Origin of the sequence: Hydrogenophaga sp., assembly GCF_026125785.1 — a bacterium.
GTDB lineage: Bacteria > Pseudomonadota > Gammaproteobacteria > Burkholderiales > Burkholderiaceae_C > Hydrogenophaga.
The window spans coordinates 39527-55219 of sequence record NZ_JAHCKL010000020.1 but is presented as its reverse complement, the minus strand read 5'-3'; the positions used below and the strand labels follow the sequence as shown (position 1 = coordinate 55219).

Below are 15693 nucleotides of genomic sequence, written 5' to 3'. Positions count from 1 at the left end.
GCAGGACAGATGCCGCTCAGATGGGGTAGATGATGGAGTTGGGGATCATCTCGCTGTCGTAGATGCACTCGCGCCGCGCGAACTTCAGGCCCTGCGGCGTTCGCACCACGGTGTCGATGTAGCGGCCCACGTTGAACACCGTGGTGGCTTCCGAGAGCTTGGTGCGGAACACCGCGTAGTTGGCCTCGCACTCGAAGCGGTCCGCCTCGATGCGGCGCACCACCGGCGCGCCCACCACGTGGCGCTGGTAGTAAGGGTCGTGGAACAGCGTTTCCTGGATGCCGTAGACACGGTCCTTGAGCATACCCTTGCTGGTGAAGGACAGCGTGGCCAGCGGGAAGCCGCGCTCATGGTTCTCGCGCGGCTGCAGGCGGTAGACGCAGTCGTCCGTGAAGAACTCGGGCCACAGGTCCCACTGGCCGGAGTCCACGGCGGCGGCGTAGTCGGCATAGAGCTGGGTCAGGGCCAGCCAGTCGTCGAAGTTCATGGCGGCGTTGCGGCTCATTCCGGGGCCTCCATCACCTCGCGCCAGTAGCGGTACATGCCGCGGATCAGCGTCTCCGTCACCATGTGCTCGGTGTTCTCCACCTCCTTGCCACCCAGCTCGGCGACCACGCGGTGGAAAGGCTTGCTCTCGAAAGCCTGCTGCGAGAACTCGATCACCTCGCCGTCGTCCGCGCTCACGAAGCCGGCCGGGCCGAACAGGTTGGCCTGGCGCAAGCGGCGCTGCGTCATCTCCTCGGTGTCGTCCTCGAAGCCGAAGTGCGTCCACACGAAATCGAAGCTGCCGTGGCCGTTGGGCTGGATGTGCCGGGTGGACACGCTGTTGACCTGCTGCTGCAGGATCACACTGGGAAAGATGGTGGTCATCACCGCCGTGGGGCCGCCCCACCAGGGCTCGGGCACGATGTCCAGGAAGCTCGCGTCGTGCAGTTGCATGCTCTCCTTGAAGCTGGACACCTGCGTGACCTGCTCGGCCTTGCCGGCGGTGCCGCGCGTGCTGATCATGGCCGCGTGGCGGAAGCGATCGTCCATGCGCAACTGCGACTTGTTGTCCGCTCGCCAGAGCCCGAAGGTGACGAACCAGGTGTGCAGAAGGCCCGGGTGGTACGGGTCCTTGATGTTCTCCTGCATCAGCTTCCAGTTGCCCGGAATGCGCTGGCGGTTGTAGCCCAGGATGGTGAGCCTGCGGCCGTTGAACAGGCGGTCGAAATAGCCCAGGATGGCCGGCCCCAGGTAGTCCTCCAACGGTTCCACCTCGGGGTCGAACGAGGCGAACACCACGCCGCCACGCACCGCCACCTGGAGTTTGGTGAGCCCGTGGTCGGCGGTCTTGAAGTCCGCCGGCATGCCACCGTGCACCTGGCCGTCCTGCTTCACGCCCCGGCGGAACGGCACGCCCTGCAGGTCGCCCTTGAGGGTGTAGCTCCACTGGTGGTAAGGGCAGACGAACTCCTTGCGGTTGCCATGGCGCTCGCGGCAGAAGCGCATGCCCCGGTGGGCGCAGACGTTCTCCACCACGTGGATCTCGCCGTCCGCATCGCGCGTGAGGATGACCGAGCGCTCCCCCACCACGGTGCGCTTGAAATCACCCGGTTTGGGCACCTCGGCTTCCAGGCCGACGTAACACCAGTGGCCCTTGTAGAAGAAGCGTTCCAGCTCGCGCCGGTAGAGTTCTTCGTCCGTGTAAGCCATGAAGGGAATGCGGTGCGTGCCTTCGGTCTCCCATTGGGGCTGCCGGGGAAACACCGGGCTGCTGGTGCGGGTGTCCATCGTGGTCTGTCTCCTGTGAAATCGGGGCGAAATCGTGGGTGGCTCAGTGGCCTTGCGGGTAGAAAGCGTCGGCGTACACGTGCTCGGCGGCCATGCCTTTCTGGCGCACCACGCGCGTGGCCGCCTCCACCATGGGCGGCGATCCGCACAGGTAGCCGCGCCAGCCCGAGAGCTCGCCCAGGTCCTGTTCCATGGCCTGCGTCACCAGCCCGCTGCGGTGCACCGCCGGGTCCGCACCGCTGGCCACCACCACCTGCACGCGCAGCGCGGGGTGTACCGCCTGCAGTTGCGCCAGCGCGTCCAGGCCGTAGACGTCGTGCGGGGAGCGCACGCCGAAGTACAGGTGAACGGGATTGGTCATGCCGCCCTGCACCGCGCCCCGCAGGATGGACAGGATGGGCGCCAGCCCCGTGCCGCCCGCCACGCAAAGCATCGGGCCCTCGTGCTTACGGCGCAGATAGGCCGAACCCAGCGGGCCGCTCACGCGCACCGCGTCGCCCACCTTCAGCGTGTTCGCCACATAGTGCGTGACGCGGCCGTCCGGCACCAGGCGCACATGGAATTCAAAGCTGCCGTCTTCGCACAGCCCGGCCATGGAATAGGGGCGGATGTGCTCCGGCGTGAACTGGAGCTGCACGTACTGCCCCGGCGAGAACACGATGGGCTTGGCCGGACGCAGCACCAGCCGCAGGATGTCGTGCGTGAGCGGCTCCACACGCTCTACCGTGGCCTTGACGATGCGCGCCGGGTGCACCACCACCTCGTCCGGCTCGGGGATCTCTATGGTGCAGGGCTCGGTGAGAAAGGTCTGGCAGGCCAGCACGTAGGCGTCGCGCCCATGGGCACCGGGCTGGCCCGCGCCCTGCGCGCCGCCCTCCAGCACCTCGCCATCCAGCAGCTTGCAGCGGCAGGTGCCGCAGCGCCCCGCCATGCAGGAGTACGACATCGGGATCTGCGCCGCGCGCAGCGCATCCAGCAGGTTGGCACCGGGCTCGACCTGGATGGTGCGCTGCAAAGGCTGGACAAGAACTTCCATGGCGTGGCGTGGGGCTGTCGGGCGGGCTGTCTCCGTGGACCGCATGATCCCTGTCCACACGCAATCAGCCAATAGAATCCCGTGAATGTTCATCATCACATCTGGTGATGGTCGAAAGCGAGGCGCCACCCCACCATGGAACTGACCGACATCGACCTCAACCAGCTCGTGCTGTTCCAGCAGCTCATGACCGAGCGCAAGGTTTCCCGCGTGGCCGACAACCTGGGCCTGACGCAGCCCGCCGTGAGCAACGCCCTGGCCAAACTGCGCCGGGCCCTGGGCGACGAACTCTTTCTGCGCACGCCCCAAGGCATGGTGCCCACGCCCTACGCCGAACAACTGGCCGAGCCCGTGGGCTACGCGCTGGGCATGATCCACAGCGGGCTCAACCAGCAGACCCGCTTCGAACCCGGCAAGGTCAAGGGCAGCATCACCATCGCCATGACCGACATCGGCGAGATCGTCTTCCTGCCCGCGCTGGTGGAACGCCTGGCCCGCGAAGCCCCCGGCCTGGTGGTCAACACCGTGCGCAACACCGCGGTGAACCTGCGCGAAGACATGGAGTCCGGCCGCGTGGACCTCGCCATCGGCCTGCTGCCCCAGCTCAAGTCCGGCTTCTTCCAGCGCCGGCTGTTCATGCAGCGCTACGTGTGCCTGTTGCGCAAGGGCCATCCGCTGGCGGTGGCAGCGGCCGCCAGGGCCAGGAGCCAGAAGAAGGCCCAGGCCCCGTTGAGCCTGGCCGAGTTTCGCGCCGCCGAACACCTGGTCATCGTCTCCGCCGGCACCGGCCACGGCAAGGTGGACGACGTGATGCGCCGCGCCGGCATAGACCGCACCGCCCGCCTCACCGTGCCGCACTTCGTCAGCGTGGGCCACATCCTGCAAGGCTCCGACCTCATCGCCACCGTGCCCGAACGCCTGGCCCACAAGCTGGCCAAGCCCTTCGGCCTCGTCGCCCTGCCGCACCCCGTGAAGCTCCCCGACATCGCCATCAACGTCTTCTGGCATGCCAAGGTGCACCGGTCGCCTGCGCACCAGTGGTGGCGGGGGGTGTTGTTCGATATGTTTGGAGAGGGTGGCGGGGGTTGAACCAGCGAATGAATGCCTGGGCGGGCGGATGCCGCGCCGCCGTTGGATGCGCCAAGCCCTGCGCACCCGTTGCATGCCGGCGCCATCGCAGGTAACCTCGCAGAGCGATGTGATCCGGGGTGTTTTCTCAAACATGCTTTTTTCCAGGGAGGGACCGATGCGCAAAGGCTTTCTTCATTGCTGTGTGGCCATTGCATTCGTGGCATGGGGTACGGTCGCGCACGCGCAGACCTCCCCCACGAGCCCGGGCCTCCCGAACGCCGCTGACGACGCCGACAGCCGCCTGCGCAGAATCATGGAAGCGACCCAAAGGGTGGGCCAATCACCCGGCGGCAACTGCGAAACCTGCCCGCAAGCCTGCGAGACGCGCTGCGCCCAGCCAGGCGATACGAAGTGCGAGGCCGAGCTGCGCAAGGAGAGAGCGAAAATGTTCGCGGCCTGCCGCGCCAACAAGAAGTACTGACGGCGCCACCTCTGAACCCCGTGAGATCCAGATGAAAACGACTTGGGTGATCTTCTTCTTGAGTCTCTTGTTCATGGCGCCACTACAGGTGGCGACGGCCAGTCCAGTCGCCAACATTCCCTGGGCCATCCAGAAGGCGCATCAACAGCAAGCCGCCGAAGATCTCGCGGCATGGAAATCGCAGTGGCCGCTGGGCTACAACCCGGCGGCCAGTGTCGTCATGCTGCCGCTGACACCCCTGTCACCCACCTCGGCAGAAGAGTGCAGCCGGTACAAAGACAACAGCACGGACATGATCAAGGACGTGGCGGTGCACCACGCGGCGTGCCTGAACTCCACCGCCTCGGACAGACGCCCCTACTCCTGGACCGACTTCAAAGAGCGCGAGTGCTCCAACTCGAGGTGCGAGTCGCTGCACAGGGCCATGGGCAGGTTGTCAGACCAGGCCAACGCCGGATTCGAGAGGTGCATGAAGGCGTTGCAGGGTCGCCGGTAGCCGCACCCAGAAGCGCGAGGCGCGCCATTGAAGGCGGGCATGCCTCGACACAAGACTACCGAACCCAGACACTGCTGCCAAATACCAAGGGCTCGCCATCGGGGCACGCGGTCGGGTAGCCAAGCGTGACCCGCACCGTTCGTGGCCGCGCCCCGCCCACCAACTGCAACTCGGCATGAATGTTCACCTTCAGCCGGGTTCTCGATGAACTTTGAAACCCGTAATCGGCCGGCGGCCCCTCGTCCACCTCGAGTTTGAGCAGCCCCCCCTCGTTGGACCGCTCCAGCGACTGCCCCCATTTGTTGATGTCCGCGAGGACCCGCCGCATGCCACTCTCCAGCAAGCTCAAGCCCATCGAATTGCCCGTCCCGCATCGGATGTTGGAAGGCTGTTCGCAACCTCCGGGACCGCACTGAAGAGACTGCCGTATGGGAACGGCCCGCGCCAGAAGGGTCAGCGAAAGGGCCCTGGCGGCGGCCTCTCGGACGGATCGGTCATCGGAATTCACGCGGTCCTGCGCTTCAAACATCAGCGCGTAGGACCCGCAGGTAAACGCGGTGGGGCTGTTGATGCACAGATCGACATGGCGGTACGGATCGTCCAGGAACCGCAACTCCTCTGGCGACAGATCCTGCGCATGCACGGCCGTTGTCATCGCATGCACCGCCACTGCCGCCCACAGGAACCGCTTGATGCTTTTCATGGCAAGACCCTCCGTCCGAAAGTTGTGTCGATTTCTCTGGCTCGCTACCGTAGCGGATTCGTCGAGAGAAGTCCACGAATTTGGGCAACGCCATGGCCAACGGCCCGCAGCTTGCCCTTCGCCCACTTGATGAAGCCAAGCTGCACCGGTCACCCGCGCCGCCCGTACGGCGACCGATCCACCACACAGTTGCGACCGTGGAAGAAGCTGTTGCACGCGCTGGCCATACACCGTGCCAGCCGTTCCGCTGTGCGCGCAGCAAGAATTCGTCGGACGCGGCGTTGATCATGGATGCGATGGAGCGTATCCAGCGGCGCTGCGTGGAGGGCCTCTGCATCGTGTCTTCGGACAGCGACTTCACCGGGCGAGCGGGCGCGGGAGGCGGGGCAGGCGGTGTATGGCTTTAGCCAGCGGGAGACGTCGCTGGCGTTCGTGGCGGCATGCGATGTGTTCGCGCTCCTGGACGAGGCCAGCACTGCGGCGGAGGCTGCTGCCACAGACACCGCCGCCGCGGCCACCCGATGGGCGGCACAGGGCGGCGTGGGTGCATGCATGGCTCAGCGCAGGACGCCAGCGAAGAAGGCCGAGAGTTCGTCGTAGCCGTTGAGGGGCAGCACGTTGGCGATGTACTGGTCCGGGCGGACGACGATGATGCAGCCGGTGTCGCGGTTGATGCCGCGCATGTCGAAGATGTCGCCAAGGCCTTTGTGGTCCACGCAGAAGATCTTTTCGTGGTCCTGCAGGCCGAGGCGGCCGGTCTTGGGTTTCAGCAGGGAGGGCATGTGCTCGTAGGCGAGCTGCTCGAAGGTCTGCTGGAACACGGCGCGGAAGTCGATGATGGCGTCGACGTCTTCACCGGGGCGGGTGTGCCTGACCACGGGGGACTTCGGGTTGGTCTCCAGCCAGTCGGCGAGCTGGTGGATGGCCGAGCCGGGGTTGGAGCTGTCCGCCCTGGCGGCGAAGGCGTAGATGCGCCAGCGCGCGTCGGCTTCGGCCACGTGGCCAAGCTGCATCTGCTTGGCGTCGGACAGGCGCACGACCGGCGCAGAGTGGAAGCGGCGGCCGATCTCTTCGCCTCGGGCGAGCGCCTGGTGCTGGCCGGTGCCGATGAGTGCGGAGGGGTCGTACTTGACGGCGTTGCCGCCGGTGAATTCCAGGTTCTGCTTGAACTGGCGGATGATGCGCGGCTCTTCGGTGCCGTCGCGTTCGGCCTGGGTGGTGGGGGCGGACATGACGCGCGCCCACTGGTGGTCGGTCTCGACGAGGCGCTTGGCTTCGGTGAGGCGCTCGCGGGAGTAGGTGCGCAGCAGGCTGGCGTCGGCACGGCCCTGGAGCACGTGCACCAGTTTCCAGCCGAGGTTGAAGGTGTCCTGCATGGAGACGTTCATGCCCTGGCCGGCCTTGGGTGAGTGGGTGTGGCAGGCATCACCAGCGGTGAACACACGGGGGTTGCGGTTTTCGCCGGGGGGCACGTCGTCGAACTTGTCGGTGATGCTGTGCCCGATGTCGTAGATGGACCACCAGACGACTTCCTTCACGTCGATGGCGTAAGGGCGGATGATGCGGTTCGCGGCGGCGATCATGTCGTCCTGGGTGAACTTGCGGCTGGCGGCTTTTTCGTCGGGCCGGAGTTTGTCGAGTTCCACGTACATGCGGAACACGTAGCCGCCCTCGCGCGGGAGGATCAGCACGTTGCCTTCGTTGGCGGAGGAGATGAGGCACTTCTGCCGCACGTCGGGGAAGTCGGTGTTGGCGAGGATGTCCATGACGCCCCAGGCCTGGTGCGCGGCGTCGCCGTGCAGCACGCCGCCGATGGCCTTGCGCACGGCCGAGTGGGCGCCGTCGCAGCCGACCACGTAGTTGGCGCGCACGGTGCGGGTGATGCCCCAGTTGATGCCGGTGGCGTCCTTGAGGGTCACCGTCACAGGGTGGTCGTCGGTGGTGGTGTCCACCGTCAGGCCCACGATCTCCCAGCCGTAGTCGGGCTCCAGGCGGGACGGCGAGTTTTTCATCACCTCCAGAAAGAGCTCGTGCAGGCGAGCCTGGTTGATGAGGATGTGCGGCATTTCCGAGCTGTCGTCGGCCACGTCCTGCACCCGGCCCACGCGCTTGATGTGGTCGGGGTTGGCGGGGTCGGGCATCCAGAACGCGGTCTGGTTCACCCAGTAGGTTTCGCGCTTGACCTTGTCGGCGAAGCCGAAGGCCTGGAACATTTCCATGGTGCGCGTGTTGATGCCGTCGGCCTTGCCCTTGATGATGTTGCTGGGCATGCGCTCGATGATCATGGTCTCGATCTCGGGGAACTGCGAGAGCTGCGCGGCCAGGCACAGGCCGGCCGGGCCGGTGCCAGCGATCAGCACGTCCACCTGCTCGGGCAGCGGCTCGTGGGTACCCCGGTTGCGCCGGTTGGGCGCCGCCTGCCTGATGTCGGGGTTGCCGCCCCTGAAGCCATTCTTGTAGAACTGCATGACGCGTCTCCTGGATATGAATGAACTGCGCCATGAGCGACTGCCGGCGCTAGGCCAGATAATAACTACACTTATCATCAGACGTCAACATGATATGTATACTTATCAGAAAGCGCCCCGAGCGGCGCTGCCTCTATGGACTTGACCTTTGAGATGGAGCACGGGGATGGACTCACTCGACATGGCGGGGCACCTGATTCGGCGCATGCACCAGCAGTCCACCCAGGTGTTTGCCCAGCGCACCCAGGCGGCGGGTTTTGACCTGACGTCGGTTCAGTTCGCCGCGCTGGACGCGATCCACACCCAGCCGGGCATAGACCAGGCACGGGTGGCGGAGATGATCGGCTACGACCGGGCCACCATCGGCGGCGTGATCGACCGGCTGGAGCAGAAGGGCTGGATCCTGCGCGTGGTCAGCGAACGCGACCGGCGTGCGCGCGAGCTGTCGCTGACCGATGAGGGCGAGCGCATCCGCTCGGCGCTGCTGCCCATCGTGCGCGACCTGCAGGACGAGATCCTCGCGCCGCTGGGCAGCGCGGACCGTGCGCGCTTTCTGGAGCTCGCGCGTCAGGTCGTGCGGCCTTAGCCCTGCCCGGCCTCAATCCGGAAAGGGTTCGGTGTGCGTCTCGCCCTTGCGGCCGAAGTAGGTCACATGGCGGCCAGCGATCCAGACCGTGTAGCCCGTGCAGCCAGCGCGCTGTGACAAGCGTTTGAATTCGGGGTACATCACCCGGCCCTGCTGAGCGCCCAGGATGGCCGCGCGCACGGCGGCAGCGTCGAAAGCGTCGGGGATGTCCTCAGGCCGCGACCGATCGAAGCCCAGGTCCAGGGTGGCGCCGTCGGGCAGGTAGCAGGTGGCACGGCCAGCGCGGTAGTCGACGTGATAGGACTCGACCTGCACCTCCATGAGCCGACCGACCACCTCGCCGAAGTGAAGGCGGCCTTGGTTGGAAGCGTCGAAGGTGGCCTGCAGGGTGGCACGGGTGTGTTCGTTCATGCGGTGGGGAGCTCTTTGAGCTGGTGGTGCCGCACCAGGGCCTGCATGGCGTTCATCAGGGCCTGGCGCTCTGCGGCGGGGAGGTGGCGAAAAAAATGCTCGTCGTTGGCGTCGGCCAGCTTCGCCAGTTGTGGCACCAGAGCCTGGCCCGCAGAGGTCAGCACCACAGCTTGGTCGCGTGCACCTCGGCCTTCGGCCAGTTGGCGTTCGACCAGGCCTTTCTCCTCCAGCCGGGACACCACCTTGGAAGCAGCGCCCTTGGTCAAGCCTAGGGCCTGGATGAGGTCGGCGTGGCTGCCATCGGGCCGTGCCCACAGTGTGCGCAACGCCACCCATTCGGTCACGGTCACGCCTTTCTCCTCCAGCCGTTGTCGAAAACGCATGGACACGTGGTTGGAGACGAAGCGCAGCCAGAAGCCGAGATGGGCTTCGAGCGGAGCGGGCGAAGGTGTGCGGGGTCGGGTAGCCACTTGGTTTCCTTGGAAACTTTCTTCAGTCTAGTTTCCACGGAAACCCGTGTCAAGCCGTCTTCAGAGTCCGCTCCCGCGGGTTGCCACGCGTGCGGCCTCAGGGTTGAGCGGGCGGCTTGAGGATCTGGTCGCGCGGGCCGGCGGCGACGATCCGCCCTCTTTCCAGTACCACGATGCGGTCGACAAAACCCAGCAAGGCCGTGCTGTGGGTGGCCATGACGACGGTCTTGCCCTGGGTCAGGCGTTTCACGGCTTCGGCCAGCCGCTGTTCGGTCTGTGCGTCGACGCCGACGGTGGGTTCGTCCAGCAGGACGACGGCGGCGGGCGAGGCCAGTGCGCGGGCGAGCGCGATCATCTGCCGCTGCCCTCCCGAGAGGCCATAGCCACCGGCCGTCACGGCCTGGTCGCGCCGCAACTCGCCGCTGCGCAGTGCGTCGAGCAGGCCGGTGAGCTCCAGCGCGGACACCGCGGCAGCGGCGTGCTCGCCGTTTTCGGCGGGGAGATCGTCCTGCAGCGCGGGGCCGATGAGCACCGGATCCTGCGGCTTGTAGGCCAGCCACTGGGCGCGTGCATCCGCCGGCACGGCGCCGATGCGCGTGCCTTCCACCAGGACCATGCCGGCGTCGGGGGTCTGCACGCCGGCCATGCAGCGCAGCAAGGTGGATTTGCCGGAGCCGGGGCGGCCCACCACGGCCACGCGCTCGCCGCGCTGGACCAGGAGGCTGAGGTCGTCCAGAACGGCTGCGCCGGCGTCGTCGTGGCACGCGAGGTGCTGCACGGTGATTTCCAGTGCGTCGGTGGCGGGCAGGGTGATCCCCTGGACGGGCGGCGGGTCTGCCGGGGCCTTTTCGGGTTGCGCGGCGGCGTCCAGTTCGGCCTGCGTGCGGGAGAGGTCGCGCCAGCAGGTAGTCAGGGCCGCCACAGAGGAGATCTGCACCATGGCGCGCAACTGGACCAGGGAGCACGCGATGAGGGCGCCCACGCTCATCGCGCCGGCTTCGATGCGGTAGACCCCGGCCACGAGCAGGGCGACAGACGCCAGCCCTATGCACAGGCCCGCCCAGGACTGGGCCAGTGTCTGCCAGTAGCGCTGGCGCCCGCGCAGCAGGGCGGCTTCGGAGGCCTGGGTCTCCCAGCGGTCGGCCAGGGTGTGGCGCAAGGGCGTGGTCTGGAAATAGGGCAGGCCCCCGACGAGCATGGCGAGCAAACCGGTCTTGCCGGCGGTGGCGGTCTGGCCGAGCACGCCGTAGTCGCGCTGGGGCCGGTACAGCAGCCACTGCCCGGCGAGGAGCGGCACGGCGCTGACCACGGCCACCAGAACAAGAGGGCCGCCCATGAAGGCCAGCGCACCGAGGAAGAGCAGCAGGAAGGGCAGATCGGCGGCCAGCACGGCGTACTGCGAGAACAGGGCGTCGCGCGCGCCGGTGCTGTCCCGGTAGCGGGACATCAGCACGCCCGCGCCAGCGGTCCGCGCGGGGTTGGCCTCGAGCAGGCGGTCGAACATGCGGGCGTCCATGCGGATGTCGGCGATCGCGGCGAGCCGCTCCACGGAGTAGCCCCGAATGAGACGCAGGCAGAACTCGAGCAGCAGCACCAGCAGCATGCCCGTGGCGAGTGCCCACAGGGTCTCGTTGTTGCCGTTGCCGACGACCTTGTCGTACACGAGCATCGAGAAGACGGGCATGAGCAGGCCGCACCCGTTGATCAGCAGGCTGCTCAGACAGATCTCCACCACATGCGGCCCGAGCGCACGGACCAGCCGGAGGTAGCGCGGCTGCACGGGGTCGGCGGGTTCAGGCTGTGGTGACATTGAGCTGGGCTATCTGCGTGGCGTCGCCCAGCGTGGGGTCCGAGTTGTAGAAGGCATAGACCACGCCCGAGCTGCCGGCGTTCACGGCGTAGTGTTCGCCGGCCTGGATCACGATGCGGTCGTTGGCGTCCAGCCGCAGCGTGAGGACGGAGCTGTCGCCCTGCCCCACGATGCTCTGGATGGCGGCGGAGCCCACGGAGAGGAATTCGCTGACCGAGTCCTTGACGTCGATCGTCTCGGTGTTGGTCACGCGGCCTGTGAGGCTGTTGAGGTTGAGCACGGTGTTGGCCACCAGGCCGGTGATGCGCAGGGTGTCGGTGCCGTCGCCGCCGTCGGCGCGCGCGCCGAGGTAGTTGTCCTTGTTGAAGACCATGATGTCGTTGCCGCTGGCGCCAAGCAGCGTATCGGCAAAGGTGCTGGCGGTGAGCACGTTGTCCAGCGCATTGCCGGTGAGCGTGCGGGCCGCAGCGTTGGACGCGACGGTGGCGTTCTCGACGTTGGCGGCCAGCGTGTAATCGATGGACGTGTAGACGAGGTCGGTGCCTGCTCCAGCAGCCTCGCTGACCACGTCGAGGGCGTTGTCGACGTAGTAGGTGTCGTCGCCCGCGCCGCCGGCCATGACGTCGGCGCCGGTGCCGCCGTCCAGCGTGTCGTTGCCCGTGCCGCCGTTGAGGGTGTCGTTGCCGTCCATGCCTTTGAGGCTGCTGCCGGCGTTGTTGGCGGTGAGCACGTTGTCCAGCGTGTTGCCGGTGGCGACCAATGCCGCCGTGGCACCGGTGAGCGTGAGGTTCTCGACGTGGGACGACAGGGTGTAGGACACGGAGGAACGCACCAGGTCCGTGCCTTCCGCTGCGTTCTCGGTCACCACGTCGAGCACGTTGTCGACGACATACACATCGTCACCCTGGCCGCCGATGAGCACGTCCGCGCCGGCACCGCCATCGAGCGTGTCGTTGCCGTCGCCGCCGGTCAACGTGTTGGCGGCGCTGTTGCCCAGGATGAGGTTGTTCAGTTCGTTGCCGGTGCCGTTGATGGCGGACGAACCGCCCAGGGTGAGGTTCTCGACGTTGTTGCCGGCGGCGAGCACGTAGGTGATGGTGGCCACCACGGTGTCGGTGCCCTCGCCGGGCGCTTCGACGACGACGTCGCCAGCCGCGTCGACGTAGTAGGTATCGTCACCCGCGCCGCCGGTCATGAGGTCGTTGCCGGTGCCGCCATCGAGCGTGTCGTTGCCATTGCCGCCGATCAGCGTGTCGTTGCCGTCCATGCCGCGCAGGCTGCCGGCGATGTTGCTCGCGGTGAGCACGTTGTCCAGCGCGTTGCCTGTGGCAACCATGCCGGCCAGTGTGGCAATCAACGTGAGGTTCTCGACGTTGGCCGACAGGGTGTGGGAGACGGTGCTGTAGACCAGATCGGTGCCGAAGCCGGCCGCTTCGACGATCACGTCTCCTACGTTGTCCACGTAGTAGGTATCGTCGCCCTGGCCGCCTGCCATGGAGTCGCTGCCGCTCCCGCCATCCAGCGTGTCGTTGCCCGCACCGCCCAGCAGCGTGTCGTTACCCAGATCGCCGCGCAGAACGCTCCCCACGCCGTTGGCGATCAGCACATTGTTCAGCGCGTTTCCGGTGCCGATGAACCCCCAGATGTCGTTGCCCGCTCCGCCGTTGAGGGCGTCGTTGCTGGCCCCACCTTCCAGCGTGTCGGCGAGGGTGCTGCCGGTCAGCGTGTCGTTGCCCGCCAAACCTTTGAGCGTATTGGCGTAGCCGCTGAGACCGGTCATGGTGTCGTTGCCGGTCGTGCCGCTTTGCACGAGCCGGGCTATCAGGTCTGCGAACTTCCAGTTCACGCCTTCGGCGAAGACCACGGTTTCCACGGCGTTGGCGGTCACCACCGTGCTGCCGTTGAACACACCCTTGACCGTGATTGAGTCGGTGGTGTTGCCGGTCCACTTGAGCACCATGTCGTTGCCCGCACGGCTGACCTCGGTCTTGGCGACCGTAAGGCCCGTACCCAGGCGCAAGGTGTCGTTGTTAGCCGCTCAGGCCAGCCATGGTGTCGTTGCCAGTCGTGCCGCTCTGCACCAGCTTGCCCATCAGGTCCGCGAACGTCCAGTTCACACCTTCGGCAGCAAAGGCCACGGTTTCGACGGCGTTGGCGGTGATCACCGCGCTGCCGTTGAAAACGCCCTTGACTGCCTGTGGTGGCGTCGGCGTCGGTGATGCTGTCCGCACCGTCACCGGCATTGAAGACGTAGATGGTGCCCGTGTCGTTGCCGTCCGCTCCCGCCAGCAGGCTGCCGGCGTTGTTGGCGATGAGCACGTTGGCCAGGCCGTTGCCAGTGGCCGTGAGGCCGGCGGTGCTGCCGGTGAGGGTGAGGTTTTCCACATTGGCCGACAGCGCGTGGCTCACGGAGGCCAGCACGAGGTCGGTGCCTTCTCCTGCGCTCTCTGTCACGGTATCACCCACGTTGTCGACGACGTAGGTGTCGTCGCCGCTGCCACCGGCCATGGCATCGGCACCGGTGCCCCCGTCCAGCGTGTCGTTGCCGCCACCACCCGACAAGGTGTCAACGCCTGCGCCGCCCGACAACAGGTTCGCGCCGTCGTTGCCTATCAGGACATTGATGTCGTCGTTGCCCGTGCCGTTGACGTTGTTGCTGCCCGTCAGGATGAGGTTTTCGACATTGCTGTCCTGTGTGAGGGTGTAGCTGAGCCCGGTCATGACCGTGTCGGTGCCCTCGCCTGGCAACTCCAGCACCACATCACCCGGGTCATCGACCACATAGACGTCGTCGCCCCGGCCGCCGACCATGAGGTCCTCGCCGGTTCCCCCGTCCAGCGTGTCCGCGCCCGCACCGCCGTAGAGGCTGTCGTTTTCGGCGCCGCCCTCCAGACGGCTACCGGCGTCGTTGGCCCGCAGCACGTTGGCCTGCGCGTTGCCCACCGCGTGCAAGCCAGAAGCGGCGCCCGTCAGCGTCAGGTTCTCGACGTTGTCGGACAGGCTGAAGCTCACCGAGGACAACACCAGGTCCGTTCCTTCGCCGACCCGTTCGATCACGGTGTCGCCGATGTCATCGACCACATACGTGTCGTTGCCGGCACCGCCGGCCATGACGTCCGCGCCTGCGCCGCCGTCCAGCGTGTCGTGGGCCATGGCGCCATACAGGGTGTCGTTGCCATCCCCTCCCTCGATGACGTTGGAGAGACCGCGCGCGGGCAGCACCAGGGTGAAGTGGGTGTCCGGCGAGTTGATCAGCAGGTCGTTCGCCGTGTTCACGTCCTTGACCATCACGGTGACCGTGCGGGTGTAGTGGATCGAATCGCCCTTGTAGCCTGTCACGACAAGGTCGATGGACAGGATGAACGACTGGGCGAGCCCGGATTCGTCCATGGCCAGCGTGGTGGGGTAGAGCAGCTTGTTCGTGATCGCGTAGGTGCCCTCGAAGTTCTCCGTGGTCACCGTGGCGGGCACCTCCATGTGCCAGACGCCGCTGGCATCGCGCGTGCCGCCCTCAAAGGAGAAATCGTCGGGCATGCCCGTGATGGTGTAGCTGTTGACGCTCTTGGAATTGCCCACCGTGAGCGTCATCATCTTGGCGAACCCGGCGCCCAGACGGGTCGGGTCGTCACCGTACAGCACGTCGTTTCCAGCCGTGCCCTGGAGATGCTCGGCCGCCGCCTGCACCCGGGCGCTGGCGTCGGTGGCGGAAATCGCATCGCCGCCGGCACCATAGAGGGCAGCGCCCTCCTGGCGCTGGCCCGTGACGTTGGTCAACGCCAGGCTCCGGAACTCGGACCCTCCCATGAAGCCAATGGCCACGGGAATGCTGCCGGGCCGTTCGGGCGGCGCGGAGATCTGTGCGGGTTGCGCGGTTTCGGCGATGGAGGGAGGTGAAATGGCCTCCGCACGGCTGACCTGTTTTTCCACCGCCTGCAGCGACTGGGCCACCACGTCCTGCTGCGACGCCACGGGCAACTGGGCGGTCGCGGCGTCCGCATCGGTTGGTGCGGCGGCCGGATCGACCTGGGGCGTCGTCGCACCCTGCTCGCCCGGCGACTCCTGCGGCGACTGGCTGGACTGCGGCGTGGTCAGGGGCGAGTCGGGTGTGGAGACCGACGCGGAAAACTCAGGGACCTGGCGCAGAAGCAGGTTGGCAGACACCACACTGCCGTCGGCGAACACGATCTCCGGCGGCTGGCCCGACATGGCGTCGAGCGCACCGCCCAGGAGCACCACCCGTTCACCGTTCTTGAGAACGAAGACCAGATCGATGTCCGACACGGACACCTTCCCCACGTCCTCACGGCCGATGGCGAGCTTGAACTGACCGCCTTGGCGATTGACTACGGAAACTGCAGGATGGGCCATGATCAACCACCGTTGGGTTT

Annotated in this window: 15 protein-coding genes; 5 read left to right on the top strand and 10 right to left on the bottom strand. The window is 66.6% G+C overall.

Going from position 1 to position 15693, the window contains the following annotated elements; genetic code table 11:
• Positions 1-16: 16 nt before the first annotated feature.
• Genes KIT53_RS16250 through KIT53_RS16240 form a run of 3 tightly spaced genes read right to left on the bottom strand, consistent with a single transcriptional unit; the run spans position 17 to position 2809 of the window.
• The gene (locus KIT53_RS16250; RefSeq protein WP_297754630.1) at positions 17-505 is read right to left on the bottom strand and encodes an aromatic-ring-hydroxylating dioxygenase subunit beta; all 489 of its coding nucleotides are present in this window, start codon (positions 503-505) and stop codon (positions 17-19) included.
• The gene (locus KIT53_RS16245) at positions 502-1773 is read right to left on the bottom strand and encodes an aromatic ring-hydroxylating dioxygenase subunit alpha (protein ID WP_297754626.1); all 1272 of its coding nucleotides are present in this window, start codon (positions 1771-1773) and stop codon (positions 502-504) included. Before KIT53_RS16245 ends, KIT53_RS16250 begins: the two co-directional genes overlap by 4 nt.
• Positions 1774-1816: 43 nt before the next feature.
• Complete coding sequence (locus KIT53_RS16240) at positions 1817-2809, bottom strand: 2Fe-2S iron-sulfur cluster-binding protein (protein WP_297754623.1); 993 nt, start codon at positions 2807-2809, stop codon at positions 1817-1819.
• 135 nt (positions 2810-2944) lie between these two features.
• On the opposite strand from KIT53_RS16240, the gene KIT53_RS16235 reads away from it, so the two are divergent.
• From KIT53_RS16235 to KIT53_RS16225, 3 genes are all read left to right on the top strand, one after another.
• Positions 2945-3898, top strand: coding sequence for a LysR family transcriptional regulator (locus tag KIT53_RS16235; RefSeq protein ID WP_297754620.1), 954 nt, complete (start codon positions 2945-2947; stop codon positions 3896-3898).
• Positions 3899-3944: 46 nt separating this feature from the next.
• Positions 3945-4361 carry a hypothetical protein gene (locus KIT53_RS16230; protein WP_297754617.1) on the top strand — a complete coding sequence of 139 codons (417 nt, stop codon included), beginning with the start codon at positions 3945-3947 and terminating at the stop codon, positions 4359-4361.
• Positions 4362-4434: 73 nt separating this feature from the next.
• On the top strand, positions 4435-4857 hold the full coding sequence (locus tag KIT53_RS16225) for a hypothetical protein (RefSeq protein ID WP_297754614.1): 423 nt from the start codon (positions 4435-4437) through the stop codon (positions 4855-4857).
• 55 nt (positions 4858-4912) lie between these two features.
• On the opposite strand, the gene KIT53_RS16220 is transcribed toward KIT53_RS16225, so the two are convergent.
• Positions 4913-5560 (bottom strand): hypothetical protein, encoded by a 648-nt coding sequence (locus KIT53_RS16220; RefSeq protein WP_297754612.1) that lies wholly within the window; start codon positions 5558-5560, stop codon positions 4913-4915.
• Positions 5561-5652: 92 nt separating this feature from the next.
• On the opposite strand from KIT53_RS16220, the gene KIT53_RS20300 reads away from it, so the two are divergent.
• Positions 5653-5967, top strand: coding sequence for an NYN domain-containing protein (locus KIT53_RS20300; RefSeq protein ID WP_366521932.1), 315 nt, complete (start codon positions 5653-5655; stop codon positions 5965-5967).
• Positions 5968-6117: 150 nt separating this feature from the next.
• Here the strand turns inward: KIT53_RS20300 and KIT53_RS16215 are convergent, their stop codons facing one another.
• Complete coding sequence (locus tag KIT53_RS16215; protein ID WP_297754609.1) at positions 6118-8028, bottom strand: FAD-dependent monooxygenase; 1911 nt, start codon at positions 8026-8028, stop codon at positions 6118-6120.
• Positions 8029-8194: 166 nt separating this feature from the next.
• Here KIT53_RS16215 and KIT53_RS16210 point away from each other — a divergent pair, with 166 nt between their 5' ends.
• Positions 8195-8614, top strand: coding sequence for a MarR family transcriptional regulator (locus KIT53_RS16210; protein WP_297754605.1), 420 nt, complete (start codon positions 8195-8197; stop codon positions 8612-8614).
• A gap of 12 nt (positions 8615-8626) precedes the next feature.
• Here KIT53_RS16210 and KIT53_RS16205 read toward each other — a convergent pair whose 3' ends face one another.
• The 5 genes from KIT53_RS16205 to KIT53_RS16185 form a co-directional block, all read right to left on the bottom strand.
• Positions 8627-9025 (bottom strand): DUF1398 family protein, encoded by a 399-nt coding sequence (locus KIT53_RS16205; RefSeq protein WP_297754602.1) that lies wholly within the window; start codon positions 9023-9025, stop codon positions 8627-8629.
• On the bottom strand, positions 9022-9495 hold the full coding sequence (locus tag KIT53_RS16200; RefSeq protein ID WP_297754599.1) for a MarR family winged helix-turn-helix transcriptional regulator: 474 nt from the start codon (positions 9493-9495) through the stop codon (positions 9022-9024). The genes KIT53_RS16205 and KIT53_RS16200 overlap by 4 nt, the downstream gene beginning before the upstream one ends.
• 97 nt (positions 9496-9592) lie before the next feature.
• Positions 9593-11305: an ATP-binding cassette domain-containing protein gene (locus KIT53_RS16195; RefSeq protein ID WP_297754596.1), complete on the bottom strand. Its 1713-nt coding sequence runs from the start codon at positions 11303-11305 to the stop codon at positions 9593-9595.
• The gene (locus KIT53_RS16190; RefSeq protein WP_297754681.1) at positions 11289-13265 is read right to left on the bottom strand and encodes a calcium-binding protein; all 1977 of its coding nucleotides are present in this window, start codon (positions 13263-13265) and stop codon (positions 11289-11291) included. Before KIT53_RS16190 ends, KIT53_RS16195 begins: the two co-directional genes overlap by 17 nt.
• Positions 13190-15673, bottom strand: a complete 2484-nt coding sequence (locus KIT53_RS16185) for a calcium-binding protein (RefSeq protein WP_297754593.1) — start codon at positions 15671-15673, stop codon at positions 13190-13192. Before KIT53_RS16185 ends, KIT53_RS16190 begins: the two co-directional genes overlap by 76 nt.
• Positions 15674-15693 lie beyond the last annotated feature (20 nt).